The 20901-nt window shown below is 72.2% G+C and carries 20 protein-coding genes; 4 read left to right on the top strand and 16 right to left on the bottom strand.

Annotation, left to right across the window (positions count from 1 at the left end):
- Nucleotides 1-49 precede the first annotated feature (49 nt).
- Nucleotides 50-1351 (bottom strand): MFS transporter, encoded by a 1302-nt coding sequence (locus HZZ10_RS13650; protein WP_179913922.1) that lies wholly within the window; start codon nt 1349-1351, stop codon nt 50-52.
- 173 nt (nt 1352-1524) lie between these two features.
- On the opposite strand from HZZ10_RS13650, the gene HZZ10_RS13645 reads away from it, so the two are divergent.
- Nucleotides 1525-2172, top strand: coding sequence for a TetR/AcrR family transcriptional regulator (locus HZZ10_RS13645; RefSeq protein WP_179913921.1), 648 nt, complete (start codon nt 1525-1527; stop codon nt 2170-2172).
- 196 nt (nt 2173-2368) lie between these two features.
- Nucleotides 2369-2914, top strand: a complete 546-nt coding sequence (locus HZZ10_RS13640; protein WP_179913920.1) for a hypothetical protein — start codon at nt 2369-2371, stop codon at nt 2912-2914.
- A 29-nt stretch (nt 2915-2943) separates the two neighbouring features.
- Here HZZ10_RS13640 and HZZ10_RS13635 read toward each other — a convergent pair whose 3' ends face one another.
- The gene (locus HZZ10_RS13635; protein WP_179913919.1) at nt 2944-3354 is read right to left on the bottom strand and encodes a RidA family protein; all 411 of its coding nucleotides are present in this window, start codon (nt 3352-3354) and stop codon (nt 2944-2946) included.
- Between the two features lie 116 nt (nt 3355-3470).
- Between HZZ10_RS13635 and HZZ10_RS13630 the strand changes: the two genes are divergently transcribed.
- Nucleotides 3471-3899, top strand: coding sequence for a winged helix-turn-helix transcriptional regulator (locus HZZ10_RS13630; protein WP_179913918.1), 429 nt, complete (start codon nt 3471-3473; stop codon nt 3897-3899).
- A gap of 258 nt (nt 3900-4157) precedes the next feature.
- On the opposite strand, the gene HZZ10_RS13625 is transcribed toward HZZ10_RS13630, so the two are convergent.
- From HZZ10_RS13625 to HZZ10_RS13560, 14 genes are all read right to left on the bottom strand, one after another.
- Nucleotides 4158-5348 (bottom strand): FAD-dependent oxidoreductase, encoded by a 1191-nt coding sequence (locus tag HZZ10_RS13625; RefSeq protein WP_179913917.1) that lies wholly within the window; start codon nt 5346-5348, stop codon nt 4158-4160.
- Nucleotides 5349-5392: 44 nt separating this feature from the next.
- Nucleotides 5393-6490 (bottom strand): LLM class flavin-dependent oxidoreductase, encoded by a 1098-nt coding sequence (locus HZZ10_RS13620; RefSeq protein WP_179913916.1) that lies wholly within the window; start codon nt 6488-6490, stop codon nt 5393-5395.
- Complete coding sequence (locus HZZ10_RS13615; RefSeq protein WP_179913915.1) at nt 6490-7689, bottom strand: LLM class flavin-dependent oxidoreductase; 1200 nt, start codon at nt 7687-7689, stop codon at nt 6490-6492. Before HZZ10_RS13615 ends, HZZ10_RS13620 begins: the two co-directional genes overlap by 1 nt.
- A 4-nt stretch (nt 7690-7693) precedes the next feature.
- Nucleotides 7694-8431, bottom strand: a complete 738-nt coding sequence (locus HZZ10_RS13610) for a GNAT family N-acetyltransferase (RefSeq protein WP_308507579.1) — start codon at nt 8429-8431, stop codon at nt 7694-7696.
- Nucleotides 8428-9777 (bottom strand): LLM class flavin-dependent oxidoreductase, encoded by a 1350-nt coding sequence (locus HZZ10_RS13605; protein ID WP_179913914.1) that lies wholly within the window; start codon nt 9775-9777, stop codon nt 8428-8430. Before HZZ10_RS13605 ends, HZZ10_RS13610 begins: the two co-directional genes overlap by 4 nt.
- Nucleotides 9778-9992: 215 nt before the next feature.
- Nucleotides 9993-11015, bottom strand: a complete 1023-nt coding sequence (locus tag HZZ10_RS13600; protein ID WP_179913913.1) for an ABC transporter substrate-binding protein — start codon at nt 11013-11015, stop codon at nt 9993-9995.
- A 213-nt stretch (nt 11016-11228) separates the two neighbouring features.
- Complete coding sequence (locus tag HZZ10_RS13595; RefSeq protein WP_179913912.1) at nt 11229-12008, bottom strand: amino acid ABC transporter ATP-binding protein; 780 nt, start codon at nt 12006-12008, stop codon at nt 11229-11231.
- The gene (locus tag HZZ10_RS13590) at nt 12005-13246 is read right to left on the bottom strand and encodes an amino acid ABC transporter permease (RefSeq protein WP_179913911.1); all 1242 of its coding nucleotides are present in this window, start codon (nt 13244-13246) and stop codon (nt 12005-12007) included. Before HZZ10_RS13590 ends, HZZ10_RS13595 begins: the two co-directional genes overlap by 4 nt.
- Nucleotides 13247-13318: 72 nt before the next feature.
- Entirely contained in the window at nt 13319-13921 is a 603-nt protein-coding gene (locus tag HZZ10_RS13585) for a GNAT family N-acetyltransferase (RefSeq protein WP_179913910.1), read from the bottom strand.
- Entirely contained in the window at nt 13918-14808 is an 891-nt protein-coding gene (locus HZZ10_RS13580) for a DUF1684 domain-containing protein (RefSeq protein ID WP_179913909.1), read from the bottom strand. The genes HZZ10_RS13585 and HZZ10_RS13580 overlap by 4 nt, the downstream gene beginning before the upstream one ends.
- Nucleotides 14805-16214, bottom strand: coding sequence for an NtaA/DmoA family FMN-dependent monooxygenase (locus HZZ10_RS13575; protein WP_056127470.1), 1410 nt, complete (start codon nt 16212-16214; stop codon nt 14805-14807). Before HZZ10_RS13575 ends, HZZ10_RS13580 begins: the two co-directional genes overlap by 4 nt.
- Before the next feature lie 14 nt (nt 16215-16228).
- On the bottom strand, nt 16229-17395 hold the full coding sequence (locus tag HZZ10_RS13570; protein ID WP_179913908.1) for an LLM class flavin-dependent oxidoreductase: 1167 nt from the start codon (nt 17393-17395) through the stop codon (nt 16229-16231).
- Nucleotides 17396-18140: 745 nt separating this feature from the next.
- On the bottom strand, nt 18141-19202 hold the full coding sequence (locus tag HZZ10_RS13565) for a hypothetical protein (protein WP_179913907.1): 1062 nt from the start codon (nt 19200-19202) through the stop codon (nt 18141-18143).
- Nucleotides 19203-19331: 129 nt separating this feature from the next.
- Nucleotides 19332-19910: a TetR/AcrR family transcriptional regulator gene (locus HZZ10_RS13560; protein WP_179913906.1), complete on the bottom strand. Its 579-nt coding sequence runs from the start codon at nt 19908-19910 to the stop codon at nt 19332-19334.
- 94 nt (nt 19911-20004) lie between these two features.
- On the opposite strand from HZZ10_RS13560, the gene HZZ10_RS13555 reads away from it, so the two are divergent.
- Nucleotides 20005-20847 carry an alpha/beta fold hydrolase gene (locus HZZ10_RS13555; RefSeq protein ID WP_179913905.1) on the top strand — a complete coding sequence of 281 codons (843 nt, stop codon included), beginning with the start codon at nt 20005-20007 and terminating at the stop codon, nt 20845-20847.
- The last annotated feature ends 54 nt before the right edge of the window (nt 20848-20901 follow it).

The raw sequence follows: 20901 nt of genomic DNA, 5'->3' as shown, positions 1-20901 counted from the left end.
GGCCGAGGCGCTCGGGCAGGTCGACCGTCGGCCGTCCCGCCCGCGGACCTCACTTCACGGACTTGATCCGCGTGATGAAGAAGGCACCGAGCAGCGCAGCCACGATGGCCACCGGGAAGACGAGCCCGTAGCCGCCGGTCGACACGACGAGGGCGGAGGTCACGAGCGGCCCGACAGTCTGCCCGGCGGTGGTCGACAGGTTGAGGATGCCGAGGTCTTTTCCGGCCTGCTCCTCGTCGGGCAGCACGTCGACGTTGAGGGCCTGGTCGACCGAGGTGTACACCCCGTAGCCGAAGCCGGCGATCGCCGCGAAGAGGAACATGCCTGTCGGCGTCGGCCAGATCCACGGCATCGCGATGCCCACGGCGAACAGCAGGCTCGACACGACGACGGGCAGCTTGCGCCGACCGATGAGGTCGGAGACCGGACCGGCCGCGACAGAGCCGACGAGCGAGACGACGAGGAGGATCACCGACATGGTCGCGATGGTCTTGGCGGACTCGGCGGTCGTCTGCCCCACGTGGTCGCGGACGATGTACAGCTGGTACGCCATGATCATCTGATAGCTGACCAGCATGAAGAGGCGGCCGGCGAAGGCCAGGTAGAAGTCTGGGGCGTTGCGCGGCGGCCGGAACGAGCGCAGCAGCTCGCGGAAGCCACCGGCCGCAGGCGGCAGGTCGACCGCGGACCTCTCGCGGGGCCAGACGGCGAGCGCGACGACAGCCGACCCGGCCATGAGCGCACCACCGAGGACGAAGCCGGGGAGCGCGCCGGTGATGAAGGCGGCCCCGACGAGGCTGCCGAGAGGTGCCCCGGCGGCGAGCCCGCCCCCGTAGAAGGCGGACATCGTGCCGCGCACGCGCATGGGCACCCTGTCGGCGAGGACCGCGACCGCGGGCGCGAGCATCATGTTGAGCCCGACCATGGACACGCAGTACGCGACCATGATGAGCGCCGAGCTGGTGAGCACACCGATGAGGGTGAGCGAGACACCACCGACCAGCCCACCGACGAGGATCCACGGCGCGCGGCGGCCGAAGCGGCCGCGGGACCTGTCCGAGAGGTTGCCGAACAGCAGGTTCGACACCAGGGACACGACGGCGGTCACGGCGCTGATGGTCCCGAGCAGGGCCTCGGGCGACTCGACACCGATGTCGAGCAGCCGCTGGGGCAGCAGGACGGCGGCGACGATCTGGAGACCGACGATCCACAGCAGACCGAAGGCGAAGAACCCGGCACCGAACCTCAGGGTGAGCGCACGGGTGAAGGGCGCTCCGGTGTCGGGGGCCAGGTCGGCGGCCTGGGTGGTCGGGGTCGAGCCCTCGTCGGCGAGGGGGGTGCGGGTGTCCATGTGAACCTTCTTTGGTCATGGGAGTCGTGCGGCTCAGCCTTGAGACGCGGGCCTCCCGGAGGAGGCTCACCACTACCGAGTGATCGGTAGATAGGAGCAAATTACGACCGCGCGGTAAGAAAGTCAACAGCCGCCTCCGATGGGCGTCGCGGACCAGGCGGTACGGTGCGGGGATGACCGGAACCACCACGGACGGCGCGCCGAGGCGTCGCGTCCGCCTCACGCGCGAGGCCCGCACCGCGCAGATCCTCGAAGAGTCGACCCGCCTCGTCAGCCAGCACGGGTTCTACGGGCTCTCGCTCCAGGACGTCGCGAACGCCGTGGGCATCAGCCAGGCCGGCCTGCTGCACTACGTCGGGACCAAAGAGGGCCTGCTGCAGCTCATCGTCGAGCAGCGCTACGACCGCAGGTTCGACCCCGAGGCGTACATCGCGAGCGGCGACCCTGCCGCGACGCATCCCGACGGCGCGTCCTTCCCCGGGTACTGCCGCTTCCTCGTGCGCAACAACGCCGCCGAGCCGCAGCTCGTCCGTCTGTACATGGTGCTCGGTGCCGAGGCCATCTCCCCCGAGCACCCCGCGCACGGTTACTTCGACGCGCGCCCCGACGCCACCTGGGAGCTCTACTCCCGCACCACCTGGCGCCTGCCGCCCGAGGTCGGCCCCTGGGAGGACGCCCGCGGTCTCGTCGAGATGGCCATCGAGGCGATGGACGGCGTCCAGCTGCGGTCGTTCCGCTCCCCGGCCGTGAGCATGGAGGAAGGCTGGGCACGGTTCGAGCAGGTCCTCTTCCCGTCGCCGGTGTGGGACGGGTACCGCTGACCATCCGTCTGGGGGCGAGACCAGGACGGCGGGACGACACGACCGGTCCGGCCGCAGGCTGCGGATGAGCCAAGACGACGACGGAGAGGTGCACCTCTCCCCATCGCCAGGGCTGGTGGAGGCTGTCGTCACGGGCAGATGATCGGGACCTGGCGCCACCCGGCGCCGCAGGACCCGACCGAGGAGGCGCAGACCGATGGCGACATGGGACGAGAAGGAGACGGCGACCCCGTCGCACCGGGACCACCTGGTCGAGATGCTCCGCCCGGTGCGGTCGCCGTCCCCCTACAGGGACGACCGCTCGGGCTCGTGGTGGGCCATCCCCTTCGCCCTCCTGGCTGGCGCCGCGCTGGTCGCGATCGGCGTCGCGCTGATCCGGGCGACCGACGACGCCGGGCCGGTGATCGGTGTGGCCTTCCTCGGGTGGGGCCTGAGCTTCATCACCCAGTACGGCACCCTCGCCTGGTACGCAGTGCAGGTGGGCCGGCTCCGGCGCCGCCGTGAACAGGCCGCGCTTCGCGGCGAGCCCGCCCTCGCACTCACCGACTTCGACGTCCGGCAGTTCCACGTGCCGATGCGTCCGACGTACTCGACCACGACCGGCGTCTTCGGTCTTATCAACCCCGGTGACGCACCGACCCCACGACTGATGGAGGTCGCCCAGGTGGTCGGCTTCATCTCGATGGTGACCATGTGGGGCGCGGCGGTCATCGGGGTCATCGCCTCGAAGGTCGGCGGCTGAGGGGGTGCGGCGCCGGCCCCGGCCGACGCTCAGTCGAGCACAGCCGTCGCCTCCACCTCGACCAGCACGTCGGGCATGAAGAGGTACTCCACCCCGATGAGCGACGCCGGCGGCATCGGTGTCGGGAGGTCGAGCTCGGTGGCGACGCTCTCGACACCCGCCATGAACGCGTCGATCTTCTCGGGCGCCCAGTGCGTGACGTAGAAGGTCAGCCGGACGACGTCGCGGAAGGTCGCGCCCGCGCCAGCCAGGCCCGTCGCGGTGTTCCGCAGGGCCTGCGCGACCTGCCCGGCGAGGTCGTCAGGGGCGAGCGGCGTCCCGTCGGGCCCGCGGGAGATCTGCCCGGACACGTGCACCTGACGGGCGCCGGTGCCGACCGCGACGTGGTGGTACGGGACGGGCTGGGGCATGCCCTCGGGGCTCAGCAGCTGGACGGTCATGGGGATCTCCTCAGGGGTGGGACTATCAGGTGTCCCAGAGATACCTGGTCGCCCGCGAGCACTTCAACGAGACCAGGTATCGCGCCGGAGACCACCCGACCCGGAGGATCAGCACTATGACCAGCACGCCCACCGCCTCGCCACGACCCACCGGGCGACCTGGCCTTCCGCCCACCCAGCCCCACGCGGACCACGACCACCCCGCTGTCGGCCCCGCGCACCGAGACCTCATCGCCCAGGTCCTCGACACCTGGTCCCTCCAGGTGCTCGCCGAGCTCTGCGACAGGCCGTCGCGGTTCAACGAGCTCCGCCGGGCGATCCCCGCCGTGACGCAGAAGTCGCTCACCGCGACCCTGCGCAGGCTCGAGCGCAACGGCGTCGTCGCCCGCGAGGTCCTCGGCACCCGCCCGGTCGCCGTGCAGTACAGCATCACGCCCCTCGGCAAGACCTTCCGCGAGCCGATCGACGCCCTGCTCGCGTGGACCACCGAGCACCTGCCCGAGATCGAGCATGCCCGCGAGCGCTACGACGACGCGGTGGACTGAGACCCGACACGGTAGCCTGTCACTTATGCCCGAATCGCCACGTCATGATGCACCGCGCCACCCGGTCGACCGAGATGCCGCCTCGACAGTCATCGCCGAGACTCGGCTCGTGCGCGACGCTGCCTTCAGGCTCTTCGATGCGCTCGCCGACGCATCAGCCGCGAAAGCTCCTGCGTCCGACCTTGCCGCTGTGTGTGCTCGACTCGGTCTCGACGAAGCTGCAGTCCGCGAGCGCGCGACCTCGCGCAGCTGACCTCGTCAGCCCCGCGCGGCCCCCGCGAAGCGGCCCAGCCTGAAACGCTCGGCGACAGCACCGACAGGTCCGTCGACGTCTTCGGTCGCGAGGTCGCGCAGGACCCGGCCGAGGGACGGCGCGAACTTGAATCCGTGACCGGAGAACCCTGCGGCGACGACCACGCGGCCGACTCTGTCGAGCACGAAGTCGTGGTCCGGCGTCGTCGTGTACGTGCACGAGATCGGCACGGCTGTCGACGGGTCGACACCCGGGACCCACTCCGCCACGTAGTCGAGCAGCTGGTCGAGCTGGCCCTGCTCGGGCTGGAAGCTCCGGTGGTCCGGGTCGGTGCGCGGCCCCACCCCGTGGAACCCGACCTTGATGCCCTCGCCGGGGGTCGCGAGCCCGTAGGTCCCGCTCGGCCAGCGTCGGCCGGGACCGACGAGGGACGGCCCGGGGTCGTTCGTGAAGCTCGGCCACGTCAGCTCGTCGGGTGCACCGGCGCGCAGCGCGAAGTGCGCGGGCTGCTCCTGGGTGACCACGAACGGGAGACCGCCAGGCCCGAGAGGGCCAGACGTACCACCGAGCAGCGGTGCGACGAGTCCAGCGCTCCACGCACCGACCGCCACGACGACCCGCTGCGCGAGGACGTCGCCCTGCTCGGTCCGCACCCGCACACCGCCGGGGACCTCGTCGACGCCGAGCACAGCGGTCGAGTGCCGGACCTGGGCACCCCGAGCACGCGCGACAGCCTGGAAGGCCTCGACGGCCCGGTCGGCGTGCACCCGCCCGGCGGTCTCGATCTCGTGGAGCACCCGCCCGTCGAAGCGCAGCCCGGGCCACCGTTCGCCCGCAGCCTCGGCCGAGAGCCACTCGTGCGGCACGCCGCGCGCGACGAAGGCCTCGGCGATCTCCTCGCGGCGCGCGTCGCCTGCTCCCCCGCTGACACCACCCGTGAGCGTCAGGAGCTCGACACCAGCGTCGGCCTCGAGCGAGCGCCAGTGGCCCAGCGCCTCCTGCGCCAGGTCGAGGTACTCCGGTTCCGCGTAGGTGGTCCGGTAGATGCGCGACGCGCCGTGCGAGGCGCCGCGCACGTGCCCGGGCTCGAAGCGCTCGAGGAGCAGCACCTCACGGCCGGCCGAGGCGAGGGCCCAGGCGGCGGCCGACCCCATCACCCCGCCGCCGACGACGACGGTCTCGACCTGCTCGGTCATGCTCGTGCTCCTCTGGTGCGCGGGACGGACCTGGTGCCAGGTCCTCAGACTGCAGTGAACCCCGTGGCGCGCCCGGTGTCGGCCTCGGTCCACAGGTCGGTCTTCACCTCGGCGCGGACCTGCGGCACGACCTCCTCGGCGAAGCGGCGCAGCACGTCGTGCTGCTGCTCCACGTCGAGGAGGTGGTTGACCGAGACCGACTGGAGGTCGTGGCCGTAGCTCTGGTGGTAGTCGAGGATCTTCTCGACGACCCGCTCGGGCGAGCCGACGAGCGCCGGGCCGCGCTCGACGGCCTCCTCGACGGTCCGGAAGGCTGTCACCTTGCCGACGGCCTTCGGGTCGTAGCCGCGCGCGTCGGCGCGCGCCACGGCCCCCTCGTAGATCGGCCTGTACTGCTCGACGGCCTGCTCGGTCGTGTCCGCGAGGAACAGCCCGCCGGACCCGGAGCCGACGTACGCCTTGGCCGGGTCGTGCCCGTGCTCGGCGTACTGCTCGCGGTAGCGGTCGATGAGCACCTTGTAGGCCTCACGCGGCTGGAAGGCGTTCGCCGACACGATCGGGTCGCCCCACCGAGCGGCGAGGTCCACCGCGAAGGCCGACGTCGCCGAGCCGTGCCAGATGCGGAAGGGCCCCGCGAAGGGCCGCGGCAGCGTGGTGATCCTGTCGAGGGGGACGTGGTGCGTCCCCGACCACGTGACCTCCTCGCCCGAGATCAGCTGGCGCAGCAGCTCGTAGTTCTCCTGCAGGTACTCGTACTGCTTGGCGATGTCGAGGCCGAGCACGGGGTACTGCGCCGCCTCGTTGCCCTTGCCGATGACCATCTCGAAGCGTCCGCGGCTCAGCTGGTCGATCGTCGCGTAGTCCTCGGCGACCCGGACCGGGTCGAGGAGCGAGAGCACCGTGACCCCTGTGCTCAGCAAGATCCGTGACGTGCGCGCCGCGATCGCCCCGAGGATCACCGTCGGGGAGGAGGAGAGCACCTCCCCTGCGTGCCGCTCGCCGACAGCGAAGGAGTCGAGGCCGAGCTCTTCCGCGAGGACAGCCGTGTCGACCACGCGGTTGAGGCGGTCGGCCGGTGCCACGGTCTCACCGGTGACGGGGTGCGGAGGGTTGAAGACGATGTCGAGGACCTGGAACCGCATCAGGCGACAGCCTCGGCAGCAGCAGCGATCGCGCCCTGGCGGGCGAGCGCGGCGTGCGCAGCTGCCCGGCGCTCGGCGTCGGCCTCGTCCGATGACTCGCGCGCCAGCTCGGCGTCGCGCTGGGCGACACCCTCGCGCACGAGGGGGATGACGTATCGACCGAAGTCCGCAGCGTCGTGCAGCAGGTCGTAGCCGCGCGCCGAGAGGATCCTGACCCCGAGGTCGTAGTAGGCGAGCAGCGCCTCGGCGACCTGCTCGGGCGTCCCGACGAGGGCGTTGGAGTTGCCCGCACCACCTGTCGCCTTCGCGGGGGCGGTCCACAGCACGGAGTCGTGGCGGTCACCGCGGGCGGCGATCTCGAGCAGGCGCTGGGACCCCGCGTTCTCGGGCTTCGTCAGCGGGTGGCGCCGGCTGATCGACCCGCCCGCAGCGGCCTTGCGGGCCTCGATGCGTCCGAGGACCTGGTCGGCCTTCTCCCACGCGAGCGCCTCGGTCGGCGCGATGATCGGACGGAAGGCGGCGTGGATGCGGGGCGGCGTGACCCGACCTGCCGCGGCGGCCGCGGCGTGCACGGTCTCGATCTGCTCGGAGGTGCTCGCGAGCGGCTCGCCCCACACCGCGTAGATGTCAGCCTCGGCTGCGCCCACCTGGAACGCGGCTGCGGAGGACCCGCCGAAGGAGATGGTCGGCACCCGGCCCTCGTAGGGCTTGATCTCCGCGACGAAGTCGGCCAGCTGGTAGTACGTGCCCTCGTGGTCGAAGGGCTCGGCGCTCGTCCAGGCCTTCTTGATGACCTGGATGTACTCCTGGGTGCGGGCGTAGCGCTCGTCCTTGGTGAGGGTGTCCCCCTCGCGCTGCTGCTCGTGGTCGTTGCCGCCGGTGATGAAGTGGACCGACAGGCGTCCCTGCGACAGCTGGTCGAGGGTCGCGAAGCTCTTCGCGGCGAAGGTCGGGTACGAGACGTTCGGGCGGTGCGCCAGCAGCAGCTCGACGGTGTCGAGGTGCGCGGCGACGTACGACGCGAGGACCGAGGGCTCCGGGCCGCTCGAGCCGTAGGCGAAGAGCACCCGCGTCCAGTCGTTGTGTTCGTGCGCGCGGACGATGCGCAGCAGGTAGTCCTTGTCGAAGGACGCCGTGGTGCGCTCGGTGGTCTCGGAGGCGTCGGACGTGGTCGCGATGCCGAGGAACTCGACGGGCATGGTGTCAGGCCTTTGCTGTGCGGGGATCGGTGGACTGGTGGTGCGCTGGTGCTGCGGGGACCGGGGTCGCACCGGGTGCGCCGGGTGCGCCGGGTCCGCCGGCTCCGCCCGGCACGCTGGGCGCCGCCGGGGCGGAGAGCTCGAGCACGAAGGCGAAGAGGCGGGTGCCGTCGTCGAGGACGCGCGTCTCCCGCTCGTGGAACCTGGCGAAGCCGAGCCGGTGGTAGAGCCTGTGGGCGGAGATCATCTGCGGTCCGGAGTTCATGACCACCCGGCTCGCGCCGCGCTCCCGCGCGAGGTCGAGGACGTGCCGCGTGAGCGTCTCGCCGACCCCACGCCCGCGGTCCGCCGGAGAGACGCCCAAGAGCCTGAAGTCGAGCTCGCCGTCACGGGCGAGCTCGGAGATGAGCCGCCCCGCGCGCGGTGTCGCGACTGTCCCGAGCAGCTGGTCGTCGGCGCCGACCGCCACCCACACCTCGTGCTCGGCAGCCCGCTCGGCGACGGCCGACAGGCTCACCCGGTACTCCCCCGAGATGTCGTAGTCGCTCGTGTAGGCGTCGACGAGCAGCGCGGCGACGGCGTCGTGCTCGGAGGGCTCGACGAGCCGGACGGTGACGGACTCGGTGTCACGCGGTGCGGTGGTGGCGTCGCGCGGTGCTGTGGCGGTGTCGCGCGGCGCGGGGGCGACGGAGTGCGGTGCGGTGGCGTCAGGGCGCGAGGCCTTCTCGTCGACCGCCGTCACGAGTGCGCTCCTGACCCGACCAGGTGCGTGGCGACCTGCCCGAAGGCGTCGCTCACCGAGACGTCCTCGGCGTGCGCGGGCTCGTCGGTGTCGTGCGCTGCCGCGGCGCCACCGGCGGTCGCAGGCGTAGACGTAGCCGCCGGCTCAGAGGCCGCCGCACCCGCTGCCGCCGCCGGTGCCTCGAGCCCCCACGCCTGCGCGAGCAGCTCGGCCGAGCGCACCCTGTCAGCAGGGTCGAAGGCGATGGTCGTCGTGAGGATCTCGTCAGCCCCGGTCACGCGCTGGAGCGCCTCGAGCCGCGCGACGACCTGCTCCGGCGACCCGACGAACCGGGTCGCCGTCCGGTCGAGGACGAGCGCACGCTCGGCGTCGGTCCACTCACGGGCGAGGGCGTCTTCGGGCCGCGGGTAGGCGATCGCCCCCGCGAGCCCGGTGCGGATGGACAGCACCCACTCGGCGAAGGGGGCTCCGGCGAGCTCGGCCTGCGCCTCGGTCTCGGCGACGAGGACGTCGGCCGACACCACGACGTAGGGCTCGTCGAGGACCCCCGGGACGAAGGCCGCCCTGTACGAGGCCACGGTCTCGAGGATCGTCGCGGGGCTCACGTGGTAGTTCGCGACGAGCGGCAGACCGAGCGCGCCGGCCACCTCGGCGGACTCCCCGCCGCTCGAGGCGAGGACCCAGAGCTCGGCGTCGGTGCCCTCGACGGGCGCGCTCACGTGGGGCACGCCGTCGGCGTCTGTGTAGGTGCCGGCCTGCAGGCCGAGGACGACCTCGAGCTCGTCGCGGAAGGGCGCGGGCTGACGGTTGGCCGAGACCACACGCTGCTGGCCGAGCAGCCGCTCGCGCAGCGCGGAGTCCGTGAAGTCGATCGGCGGGGCGGACGGGACGTGCAGCCCGTCGACGTCACGCGCCGGGGCGGCGGGCTTGCGGGCAGGACGAGCCGGAGCGGCTGCGCTCTCGGATGCCTCGGCCGCGTCCGAGGCGGCAGCCTGCTTGGTCGGCGGCGTGAAGGCACGCCCCACGCCGAGGTCCACCCGACCCGGGTGCAGCGCGGCGACCGTCGCGAGCTGCTCGGCGGCGACGAGCGGGCTCGTGGTGCTGAGCAGCACCGCGCCTGTGCCCACACGCAGGTGCTGGGTGCGCCCTGCGACCAGCGCGGCGAGGACCGCGGGCGACGACGACGCGACGCCTGCGGAGAGGTGGTGCTCGGCGAACCAGTAGCGGGTGTAGCCGAGCGCGTCGGCCCGCTCGGCGAGCGCGACCGAGTCCCGGAGGGTCTGCGCGCCGGTCGAGCCGGACGAGACGGGGGCGAGGTCGAGGATCGAGAGGGGGACGCGGCTCATGGTGGCTCTCCTGGTGCGTGCGGTGCGGTGCGGTGCGGTGCAGTGCGTGCGTGGTGCGTGCGGTGCTGGGTGAGGTGCTGCGCTGTGTCGTCAGGTGCGGACCGGGACGCCGCTGAGGCGGGTGTCCCGGCCCGCTCCGGGCGGGGCGGCCTGCCGACGAGCCACGGTCGCTCCCGGTCGTTCAGGCTCCAGGGTGCTCGGCTCGTGCTGGCGGGTCAGGACTTCGGCAGACCTGCCGGGTTCGTCTCGGACTCGGTGACGGCCTCTTCGGTCAGGCCCCAGCGCTCGAGGACCTTGTCGTAGGACCCGTCCTCGATCGCGTGGTTGATCGCCGCGGTGATCGCGGGGGCGAGGTCGTTGCCCTTGAGGGTCGCCGCAGCGATCTGCGCGGTGTCGGGCCAGCCGCCGTTGACGATGCCGACCACCTTGAAGTCCTGCGGGGCGACGGCCGCCTTGTACGCCGAGGTGGCGTTCGGGCCGAAGGTCGCGTCGATCCGTCCGGACTGGAGCGCCAGGGTCGTGTCGCCGTCGTTCTCGAAGTACTCGATGTTCACGGGCTCGAGTCCCTCGGCCTGGTTGGCCTCGTCCCAGGCGAGCAAGATCTTCTCCTGGTTGGTGCCCGAGCCCACGGCGACCGTGAGCCCGGCGACGTCTGCGGCCTCGTCGATCTCGGCGATCTCGCTGTCCGCCTGGACGAGCCAGCCGAGCTGGTCGACCCTGTAGGACGAGAAGTCGAAGAGCTCCTTGCGCTCCTCGGTGACGGTCACGTTCGCGATCGTCGCGTCGACGTCGCCCGACTGCAGCGCAAGGGGCCAGTCGGCCCAGGCCTTGACCTCGAGCTGGACCTCCTTGCCGAGAGCGTCGCCGATGAGGTGCGCGATGTCCGTCTCGTTGCCGATCGGGGTCTTCTCGTCGTCGGCGAGGAACGACAACGGTGCGACGTAGGCACTCACCGCGATGGTGAGGGTGTCGACGTCGGCGTAGGCCTCGGGCAGGAGGGCGACGGCCTCGGCCGACTCGGTCGTGGTGATCCTGTCCTGGTCCGGCGTGAGGTTGACGGTGAGGCCGGCGGCCTTCGCGTCGGCCTCGAGCTGGTTCCCACCGGGCTCTTCGGCGTTGCTCGAGGAGCACGCTGCCAGGGCCGCGACGAGGGGAAGCACGAGCAGCGCTGCAGCGGCACGGCGGCGGGGGCTGCGGGGACGGCTGCCGACGAGGTTGCGGGTGGTGGGACGGGACATGAGGTGGACCTTCCGGGTGGTCTCGCGGGGGGCGAGAGGGTACGAGCGGGGCCGCGCCGGCCGGTCGGCTGCGCGGGAGACTGTCGTGCTGCGTGCTGGTGGGCGTCGTGCTGGTCGGCGACGTGCCGGACCGGTGGCCGAGCAGCCGCGCACCGGGTGGTCCCGAGGGGCCGCTCGGTCCCGAGGGGCCGACGACCGCGAGGACCGTCGGGCTCAGAGGACCTTGTCGAGGAACGCCTTCGTGCGGGGGTGCTGCGGGTCGTCGATCACCTGGGCCGCGGGGCCCTGCTCGACGATGCGCCCGGAGTCCATGAACACGACGGTGTCCGCGACCTCCCGGGCGAAGCCGATCTCGTGGGTGACGACCACGAGGGTGGTCCCGTCGTGCGCCAGGGCCTTGATGACGTCGAGGACCTCCCCGACGAGCTCGGGGTCGAGGGCCGACGTCGGCTCGTCGAAGAGCAGCAGCCGCGGCTTGGTGGCCAGGGCCCGGGCGATCGCCACGCGCTGCTGCTGACCGCCCGAGAGCTGGCGCGGCCGGGCGTCGGCCTTGTCGGCGAGCCCGACGCGGGCCAGCAGCTCACGCGCCTCGACCTCGACCTCGGACCGCTTGCGGCCCTGCGCGCTCACCGGCGCCTCGACGACGTTCTCGAGGACGGTCAGGTGCGGGAAGAGGTTGAAGCTCTGGAACACGAAGCCGATCTGGGTGCGCTGGGCGAGGACGGCCTTCTCCTTGAGCTCGCGGAGCGTGTCGCCGCTGCGCGAGTACCCGATGAGGTCGCCGTCGAGGGCGACGAAGCCCCTGTCGACCTTCTCCAGGTGGTTGACCACGCGGAGCAGCGTCGACTTGCCCGATCCCGACGGGCCGAGGATCACGGTGACCTCACCCGGCTGGACGGTGAGGTCGACGTCGTGGAGGACCTCGAGGGTGCCGTAGCTCTTGTGGACGCCGTGGACTTCGAGGAGGCCGCGGGTGCCTGTCGCGGTGCTCATGCGACACCTCCCTCGGTGCGTGCGGTGCTCGGGTGTGCGGCGCTCGGCTGTGCGGTGCTCGGCTGCGAGGTGCTCGGCTGTGCAGCGCTCGGACGGCCTGTGCGGGTGAGGTGCCCCCGTCCGTTGCCGGTCCGCACGGCGAAGGCCGGCGGCAGGGACGGGTGCGCAGGGCGGCCTGTGAGGCGGGACCACGTGCGCAGCACGGTCCACCGGGCGACCTGGAGCGGGGTCGGCGGGAGCGTCCTGACGGCGCCCTTGGCGTAGTGACGTTCCACGTAGAACTGGATGACGGTGATGACCGTGGTGATGATGACGTACCAGATCGCCGCGACCATGAGCAGCGGGACGACCCGCTGGTTGCGTCCGTAGATGACACCGACGGTGTAGAAGAGCTCGCCGTAGGCCAGGACGTAGACGACCGACGTGCCCTTGACCAGACCGATGATCTCGTTGACCGAGGTCGGCACGATGGTCCGCATGGCCTGCGGCAGCACGATGCGGGTCGACTGCCGGGCCCGCGGGATGCCGAGCGCCGCCGCCGCCTCGTGCTGGCCCTGGTCGACGCTGAGGATCCCGGCCCGGACGATCTCCGCCGAGTACGCCGCCTGCGAGAGCCCGAGTCCGAGGATCGCCGCACCGAACTTGTTGATGACGTCGAGGGTGCCGAACTCCGCGAAGGACGGCCCGAAGGGGATGCCCAGCGTGAGGCTCGGGTACAGGTACGCGAGGTTGTACCAGAGCAGCAGCTGGAGGATCAGCGGCACCGAACGGAACACCCAGGTGTAGGCCCACGACACCGCGCGCAGCAGCGGCGAGCGCGAGAGCCTCATGAGGGCGAGCACGGTGCCCAGACCGAAGCCGATGACCGCGGCCACCAGGGTGAGCCGCAGCGTGCCCCACAGGCCGGAGAGGATCGAGGGCCAGGTGAGGTACTGGAAGACGACCGACCACTCCCAGCGCTGGTTCGTCACGAGGGAGCTGACGACCATCGCGAGGAGGACGGCCACGGCCGCCGTCGCGACCCAGCGCCACGGGTGCCGGGCACCGACGACGCGCAGCGACTCGAGCTCGGCGCGGGTGGCCCGCGGCAGGGCCGAAGGGGCCGAAGGGGCCGAGGGCGACGTGGGTGCCGCGGGGTCCTTGCTGACAGTGCTGATTGTGCTCTTGGTGAGGCCGGGCGGCGCGGCGGAGTTAGCCGACCTACCCGTCGAGGGCGGTGTGGAGAGTGCTGAGCTCATGGCTGACCTTCAGGTGTGCGGGGTTCCCGGGTGACCCGGGGGCGGGTGCGTCGACCGCCGGTGCGCGTGAGGTCACCTCGGACAGAGCCACTTCTCGAAGGCGAGCGGGCCGGGCCGCTCCGCCTGGACCGCCGGGTCGTAGAGCGGCGCGTAGCCGGCCGAGAGGTAGAGGCCTGCGGCCTCGGGTTGACGGGGTCCGGTCGTCAGGTAGATGCGCTCGTAGCCGTTCTGGCCGGCGCGCCGCTCGAGCTCGGTGAGCACGAGGCGGGCGAGGCCGCGACGGCGGTGCGCGTTGTGCGTCCAGATCCGCTTGAGCTCGGCCGTCGGGACCGCCGGGCTGCCGTCCTCGGTGCGAGCCGCCTCGGGGTGGGCGCTGCGCGCGAGGTCGCCGAGCTCGGGCTCGGTCCGGCGACGGTAGGCACCACCCGCGACGGGGACACCTGCCGCGAGCACGAGGAGCAGGCGCCCGTGCGGGGCTGCGAAGTCCTCGGCCGGGTACTCCGACATCTCACGGAGCAGCTCGTCCTCGGTCAGCTGGTCGCTGTACCGGGTGGCGTACTCGTGCGCGAGGTCTTCGAGCAAGGGCCGCACGAGCGGGTCGTCGAGGTGGACCTCGCGGACGTCGAGCTCGTCGCCCGGGCTCACGCCGGCGGTGCGGCGGGTCGCGGTGCTCATCGGGGTGCCTTCTCTCCGGCGGTCACGGGGAACGAGAGGTGGTTGCTGTCGACAGGGCGCGGGCACGTGCCGTAGTCGGAGAAGGCCGCAGGGAAGTTGATCGCCCGGTTGAGGTCGAGCCGCACCGTCGTGGGCAGACCGCCAGCAGCTCGGTCGCCAGCAGCGTGGTCGTCGGCTGCCTCGTCCACGGGAGGGAGCGAGACGACGCGCCACTCGGCGGTGTCCTGCGCCGTGTCGGAGAAGAGCACCGTCCCTGTGCCGGCCTGCTGCCCGGTCACCGCGAGGGTCGCCGTCTGCCCGTCACGGACCACGTCGACCTCGCCGACCACGTGGACGTGGTGGCGCAGGCCCGGCTGGGCGGCCCGGACGAGGGTCGGGCGGGGCTCGTCGAACCAGCGGACCGGTGCGTCGAGGACCCAGGACGGGTCGTAGGCGTAGGTCGGCACACCCGTGAACCCTGTGCGTGCCGGCGCCTTCGGGTCACGGACCCTGACGAGGTAGCGCCCTGTGCGCAGCGCGACCTCGGCCGCGACCCCGTCGGCGCCGAGGGCCGCGAGCGTCGAGCCGGCCTCCGGGACGACGACGGTGTGCTGTCCGTCGAGGGGCGTCTGGCTGGCCTCGCGCCCGGTCCGGGTGTCCCAGGCCAGCAGGCCCTCGTCGGCGGTCGCCCGGACGTGGGCTCCGTCGGCATCGGCCCACCACTCTCCTGCCAGCCCGGGGATGCTCTGAGGTGCGCCCGAGAGGAACCTGAGTGCGACGAGCGTCAACCAGCCGTGCTCGCCCGTGAGGCCCTGCTCGCGCTCTGCGTGCCACTGCGCCCAGGCGGCCTCGGGGCTCTGCTCGTCCGTGGTCGCAGCCGTCGTCGTGCGCTCGTCGGTCGTGGTCATGCGCGTGCCCCTTCGAGGTCTGCTGCCTGTGTGCCGCCGACACCGGGGAGCTCGAGGCCGAGGTGCTCGCGCAGCGTCGTGCCCTCGTACTCGGTGCGGAAGGACCCACGCTCCTGGAGCAGCGGCACCACGCTGTCGAAGAACGGGTCGAGTCCCTCGGGCGTGAGGTGCGGGACGAGGATGAAGCCGTCCGAGGCGTCTTCCTGCACGTAGCGGTCGATGTCGTCCGCCACCTGCTGGGCGGTCCCGACGAACTGGTTGCGGGTGGTCACCTCGATCACGAGGTCACGGATCGACCAGCCCTTCGCGGCGGCCTTCTCGCGCCACGCGGCCACGACGGGCCCGGGGTCCTTGACGTGCCGGACCTTGCCGCGGGTCAGCGAGGCGTTGTCGACGTCCGGCTCGACGTCGGGCAGGGGACCCTCGGGGTCGTAGGCCGTGAGGTCGCGGCCCCACACCTGCTCGAGGTACGCGATCGCGGTCTGCCCGGACACCTGCTGGCGGCGGATGAGCGCGGCCTCCTCGGCAGCGTCTTCTGCGGTGTCGCCGAGGACGACGGTCGTCGCGGGGAGGATCTTGAGCGAGTCCTCGGTGCGTCCGTAGGCCGCCAGGCGGTCCTTGACGTCGCGGTAGAACACCTGACCGTCCTCGAAGGTGCCGTGCAGGGAGAAGACGACGTCGGCCGTCGCGGCGGCGAACTCGCGGCCCTCCCCCGAGTCGCCGGCCTGGAACAGCACAGGGTGCCCCTGCGGGCCGCGCGGCGTGGTGAAGGTGCCGTGCACGTCGAAGTGCTTGCCGTCGTGGTCGACCCGCTGGACCGCGCCCTCGCGCAGGAAGGCCCCGGTCTCGGGGTCGGCGTCGATCGCGTCGTCGGACCAGGAGTCCCACAGCTGGCGGGCGACGTCGACGATCTCCGCGGCACGCTCGTAGCGCTCGGAGTAGTCGAGGAACCCGCCGCGGCGGAAGTTCGCCCCTGTGAAGGCGTCCGAGCTGGTCACGAGGTTCCAGGCGGCCCGGCCGCCCGAGAGCAGGTCGAGGGTGGCGAACTGCCGGGCGAGCTCGTAGGGCTCGTTGAAGGTCGTGTTGATCGTCCCGGCAAGACCGAGACGGTCGGTGACCGCCGCGAGCGAGGCGAGGACGGGGAGCGTGTCCGGGCGACCGACGACGTCGAGGTCGTGGATGCGGCCCTTGTGCTCACGGAGCCGCAGGCCCTCGGCGAGGAAGAAGAAGTCGAAGCGTGCAGCCTCGGCGCGCCGGGCGAGGTACTCGAAAGACTCGAAGTCGATGTGGCTGCGCGAGCGCGGGTCGCTCCACACCGTCGTGTTGTTGACGCCGGGGAAGTGGGCGCCGAGGTGGATCTGCTTGCGGGGACGGCCGTCCGGGCGGGGCGCGGGTGTCGTGGTCATGGGTGCTCGTCCTCTCAGGCGATCGCGGCGGCGTAGCGGTTGGCCGGGCGGGCCAGACCGAGGCTGTCGCGCAGCGTGCTGCCCGAGTACTCGCTCTTGTACATCCCTGCGCGGCGCAGCAGCGGGACGACCCCGTCGACCAGGGCCACGAGGTCGGTCTGCAGCGACGATGGCCGGACCGTGAAGCCGTCGGTCGCCCCGGCGAGCAGCCACTCCTCGGCCGTCGCGGCGAGGTCACGGTCGGTGCCGACGTGCGTGTACGAGTCGGTGTCCCACGACACCCCGGCCAGGCCCTCGAGCAGGTCGAGGCGCGCCTGGGCGCTCGCCCGGTCCGGGCCGATGACGGCGTAGAGGTCGACGAGCACGATCACGTCGTCGGGGTTGCGCCCGTGGGCGGCGGCGGCGGCGCGGACCTGCTCGCGGAGGCCGCGGGCCTGCTCGAGGGTCGTGGCCCGGACCCGCACGACGTCGGCGTGCTCGGCGGCGACCGCGAGGGCGGCGTCGCTGTCCCCGCGCACCACCACGACGGGATGTCCCTGCGGCGGTCGGGGCGTGATGGACGGGCCCTTCACGGCGAAGTGCACGCCGTCGTGGTCCACGTAGTGCAGCTTGTCGCGGTCGACGAAGCGCCCCGTCGCGGTGTCGCGGATCTCGGCGTCGTCCTCCCAGCTGTCCCAGAGCCGGGACACCACGTCGATGGCCTCGCCGGCCTCTGCCCAGGCGGCGTCGAGGTCGGGGGCCGGGCGGCGCCCGACGTGCGCAGCGTCGTCCGTGCCCGTCGACACCGCGACCTGCCAGCCGGCTCGGCCGTGGCTCGCGTGGTCGATGGTCGCGAGGGCCTTCGACACGTGGAACGGCTCGGTGTGCGTGGTCGTCACCGTCGGCACGAGGCCGATGCCGGCCGAGCGCGGGGCGAGGCGGGCGGCGACGAGCGCGGCGTCGAGACGTCCTTGGACGCCGCCGCGGTGACCGGGCTGGAGCGAGAAGGCGTCGTCGAAGAGCACGAGGTCGACGGTCCCGCGCTGCGCGGTCGAAACGAGGTCCTGCAGGCGCTCGGCGTCGAAGAGCTGCCGGGCCTGCGAGCCGAGGGTCCGCCAGGCTGCCGGGTGGGCGCCGGCGTCGGTGAGGTCGACAGCGAGGTGGAGGGTCCGGTCGGTCGAGCGGTCTGTGCTGGAGGGCATGTCGAAGAGTCCTTCGTGACGGTGGTGGGCGCTCCGCTGCCAGACCTGCACCGGCGCCGGGCGTCGCGAGACGTCGGCAGCACGGCGAGGTGGGCGGGGCGCACCGGGGTGCGGTGCAGCGAGAGGGTGCGTCTGACCGCGCGCCGTGGTCGGGCGTGAGGGGTCGGGACGCGGTTCCGGGTGTGCGGCTGCTCAGGCAGGCGCAGCGCCGGGAGGACGACTGGTCGTGGACCAGAGGTCGAGGGGGCCGTCAGGCCGGGCGGCGAGCGAGGCTCGCGGTGCTCCGGGTGCCACGCAGGTCGTGCGTGGGACCGAGGGTGACGGCGGCGCGGGTCAGGCCCGCGGGGTGACGCTCAGCTCAGCGGCGACAGGTGAGCGGCGCACCGGAGACCGGACAACAGGACAGGGACAGCCCGGGTTGCGGCTGCGCCGTGCCCAGTGTGCGTCCAGTCATGGTGTGTCTCCTCAGCAGTCCGCCGGTGCGGCGGAGCCCACGGTCGAACCCGTGGACCTCGATGTCCTGGAAGGTATGCACGGCAGACGCCACTGTCAACGGTCTGCTGGAAGTGCTCAGATGCTGGACGTTGGTCCCTTGCGTGAGACGGGCGCGGCGTGCGGGGGCACGCTGCGCTGACTCCCCGCTGCGCTGGCACGCCACGCACAGGGTGTCAGACGGCTGGCCTGCAGCGACGGTCACGAGGACAGGCAGCCCTCGCGCTCCCGCCGCATACCGCTGAGAGATCCCTCAGGCAGCCTGCCCTGCCGCGAGCCCGACGAGCGCCGTCCGGTTGCTCGCGCTCCACGGCAGCGCCGTCCGGGCGAGCCGTTCCGCGCTCCGGCGCACGAGCAGCGCGACGCGGGCGGGCGGGTCGACGACGGCGAGCTCGGCGTCGGTGAGCACCAGCTCGACCAGGACCATCGGGAGCGCCTCGTCGACGTCCGGTGCACCTCCGTCTGCCGTCGCATCCTCGGCCGAGACCACCTCGACGCCCACCTGGCGGTGGCACAGCTCGTGCTGCGCCCCGGCCGCTCCACCGAGCGCCGTGTAGACCTCGAGGGTCGCTGCACGGCCCGCACCGGTCCAGCAGGACTCGTCGTGCACGTGGTCAGCGGGGGCGTCCCCCGACTCGTCCTCGCAGAGGATCGAGGCGTCTACGTCGATCCACGCGATCTCCGGGTCTTCGATCGAGAACCTCGTCCGCCGGGACGCCTTGGCGGACCTGAGCGTGGGCCAGCGGCGGCTCGACCCCCAACCTCCTGAGGCAGACCCGTGCTCCAGCTGCATCATGGCGCGCAGGGCCTCGGTCTCCTCGGGCTGCGGCAGCTCGCCGACCGTCGGCGCGGACTGGCCACCCAGCACCCTCGCCTCGTCGAGCAGGCGGGACAGGTGCACGAGGGCGGGGGCCGTCGATCCGAGGCTCTGCTCCGGGTCGAGCAGGTGGACCGTGTCGTAGCCGCGGACGAGCTCGGGCGCGTCGGCCACCTTCTGCACGGCGTCGGGACCGGCGAGGATCACGCGGTCGAGCACCCTGAGGAACCTCATCCTGGCGAAGGGCCGGTCCAGACCTGTGAAGGGCTCGACGGCGAGGGCCCGTCCGTGCTGCTCGGTGTCCAGCAGGGCATAGGCCTCGGCCAGCTGCTCCGCGGCCACCGTCAGCGTCTCGGCCGGCAGCGCGCGGGCCCAGCGCGACCACCTGTCGACGGCGTCCGGGGTGGTCTGCCCACCGAGCGGGACGAGAAGCTCCCAGAGCTGCGCCCACTCCTGCGGCGAGGAGGTGCGGCGGCCGAGCTTGGTGAAGAGTCCCATCTGATCATCGTGCGGGAGGACGGTGCGCCACGCCCACCGAGACGATGGTGCAGGCTCCCCATCTGTGCCTGCCCGGGCATCGCGCGTGTCAGCAGGTGGCCTGGTACGGCACCTGGTGCCGGGTGGACCTCAGGCGGCCCTGGGGTCTGCCGCCGCTCCCGCTGCGGCGACCAGCACCTCGGCCGCGCCGCGCGCCTGGGCGGCGACAGCAGGGTCCCCCGAGATCGCGGCGGTCGTCTGCGCGCCCTCGGCGAGGATCGCGAGCTGGGCGGCGAGCGCCGGCGAGGCTCCAGCCGCCTCGACGAGGCCGGCGACGAACCTCTGGAAGGACGCCTTGTGCTCCCGGACCGCCTGCGCGACGGCAGGGTTCGTCCCACCGAGCTCGCCGAAGGCGTTGATGAACCCGCAGCCGCGGAACTCGTCGTCGCAGAACCAGTCGGCGAGGTAGTCGTAGACCGCGAGCAGCTTCTCGCGCGGGTCCTCGACCCGGCCCACCCGCTCGGCCACACCGTCCTCCCACATCTGGTGGCGGCGGTCGAGCACGGCCAGCACGATCTCGTCCTTCGAGGCGAACACCGAGTAGAGCCTGCGCAGCGACACCCCGGCGGCCGAGCGCAGCTCGTCCATGCCGACGGCGGCGTAGCCCTTGGCGTAGTACAGGCTGTCGGCGGCGTCGACGATGCGTTCTCTCAGGTCGTCGGAAGTCATGCCCCCATCCTACTTGCGCGGAGAACGATCGTTCTCTAGTGTGAGCAACACCGCGAGAACGACCGTTCTCACCGTGATCTGGAAGGGACTTCCCATGGGACGCATCACCGTCGGCCAGGAGAACACCACTGACGTCGAGCTCTACTACGAAGACCAGGGCAGCGGTCAGCCCGTCGTGCTCATCCACGGCTACCCCCTCGACGGCCACAGCTGGGAGCGCCAGACCCGCGAGCTCCTCGCCGCCGGGTACCGCGTCATCACCTACGACCGCCGCGGCTTCGGCCAGTCGAGCAAGGTCGGCTCCGGCTACGACTACGACACCTTCGCCGCCGACCTGGACACCCTCCTCGAGACCCTCGACCTGCGCGACGTCGTCCTCGTCGGCTTCTCGATGGGCACGGGCGAGCTCGCCCGCTACGTCAGCCGCCACGGACACGAGCGCGTCGCCAAGCTCGCCTTCCTCGCCTCGCTCGAGCCCTTCCTCGTCCAGCGCGACGACAACCCGACGGGCGTCCCGCAGGAGGTCTTCGACGGCATCTCCGAGGCCGCCCGCTCAGACCGCTTCGCGTGGTTCACGCAGTTCTACGGCGACTTCTACAACCTCGACGAGAACCTCGGGTCGCGCATCAGCCAGCAGGCCGTCGACGCCAGCTGGGCCACCGCCGTCGGCTCGGCCCCCGTCGCCGCCTACGCTGTCGTCCCGGCCTGGCTCGAGGACTTCCGCGCCGACGTGGCCGCGGTCCGCGAGGCCGGCAAGCCCTCGCTCATCCTGCACGGCACGGCCGACAACATCCTCCCGATCGACGCGACAGCCCGCCCCTTCCACGAGGCCTTCCCCGAGGCCGACTACGTCGAGGTCGAGGGCGCCCCGCACGGCCTGCTCTGGACCCATGCGGACGAGGTCAACGCGGCGCTGCTGGCGTTCCTCGCGAAGTAGGCACGAGAGCGCAGGCCCTGTGCAGAGCACACAGGAGGGCGCACCCGACCAGCC

Origin of the sequence: Sanguibacter inulinus (assembly GCF_013415325.1) — a bacterium.
In the GTDB taxonomy this organism is placed as follows: domain Bacteria; phylum Actinomycetota; class Actinomycetes; order Actinomycetales; family Cellulomonadaceae; genus Sanguibacter; species Sanguibacter inulinus.
This window is presented reverse-complemented; position numbering and strand designations above follow the sequence as displayed.

Coding starts and splice junctions, on each gene's coding strand:
- HZZ10_RS13630 (WP_179913918.1), top strand. CDS start 3,471: ATGACCAGCACGCCCACCGCCTCGCCACGACCCACCGGGCGACCTGGC.
- HZZ10_RS13570 (WP_179913908.1), bottom strand. CDS start 17,395: ATGCCCTCCAGCACAGACCGCTCGACCGACCGGACCCTCCACCTCGCT.
- HZZ10_RS13555 (WP_179913905.1), top strand. CDS start 20,005: ATGGGACGCATCACCGTCGGCCAGGAGAACACCACTGACGTCGAGCTC.
- HZZ10_RS13565 (WP_179913907.1), bottom strand. CDS start 19,202: ATGGGACTCTTCACCAAGCTCGGCCGCCGCACCTCCTCGCCGCAGGAG.
- HZZ10_RS13635 (WP_179913919.1), bottom strand. CDS start 3,354: ATGACCGTCCAGCTGCTGAGCCCCGAGGGCATGCCCCAGCCCGTCCCG.
- HZZ10_RS13650 (WP_179913922.1), bottom strand. CDS start 1,351: ATGGACACCCGCACCCCCCTCGCCGACGAGGGCTCGACCCCGACCACC.
- HZZ10_RS13625 (WP_179913917.1), bottom strand. CDS start 5,348: ATGACCGAGCAGGTCGAGACCGTCGTCGTCGGCGGCGGGGTGATGGGG.
- HZZ10_RS13590 (WP_179913911.1), bottom strand. CDS start 13,246: ATGAGCTCAGCACTCTCCACACCGCCCTCGACGGGTAGGTCGGCTAAC.
- HZZ10_RS13585 (WP_179913910.1), bottom strand. CDS start 13,921: ATGAGCACCGCGACCCGCCGCACCGCCGGCGTGAGCCCGGGCGACGAG.
- HZZ10_RS13600 (WP_179913913.1), bottom strand. CDS start 11,015: ATGTCCCGTCCCACCACCCGCAACCTCGTCGGCAGCCGTCCCCGCAGC.
- HZZ10_RS13595 (WP_179913912.1), bottom strand. CDS start 12,008: ATGAGCACCGCGACAGGCACCCGCGGCCTCCTCGAAGTCCACGGCGTC.
- HZZ10_RS13640 (WP_179913920.1), top strand. CDS start 2,369: ATGGCGACATGGGACGAGAAGGAGACGGCGACCCCGTCGCACCGGGAC.
- HZZ10_RS13620 (WP_179913916.1), bottom strand. CDS start 6,490: ATGCGGTTCCAGGTCCTCGACATCGTCTTCAACCCTCCGCACCCCGTC.
- HZZ10_RS13575 (WP_056127470.1), bottom strand. CDS start 16,214: ATGACCACGACACCCGCGCCCCGCCCGGACGGCCGTCCCCGCAAGCAG.
- HZZ10_RS13580 (WP_179913909.1), bottom strand. CDS start 14,808: ATGACCACGACCGACGAGCGCACGACGACGGCTGCGACCACGGACGAG.
- HZZ10_RS13560 (WP_179913906.1), bottom strand. CDS start 19,910: ATGACTTCCGACGACCTGAGAGAACGCATCGTCGACGCCGCCGACAGC.
- HZZ10_RS13615 (WP_179913915.1), bottom strand. CDS start 7,689: ATGCCCGTCGAGTTCCTCGGCATCGCGACCACGTCCGACGCCTCCGAG.
- HZZ10_RS13645 (WP_179913921.1), top strand. CDS start 1,525: ATGACCGGAACCACCACGGACGGCGCGCCGAGGCGTCGCGTCCGCCTC.
- HZZ10_RS13605 (WP_179913914.1), bottom strand. CDS start 9,777: ATGAGCCGCGTCCCCCTCTCGATCCTCGACCTCGCCCCCGTCTCGTCC.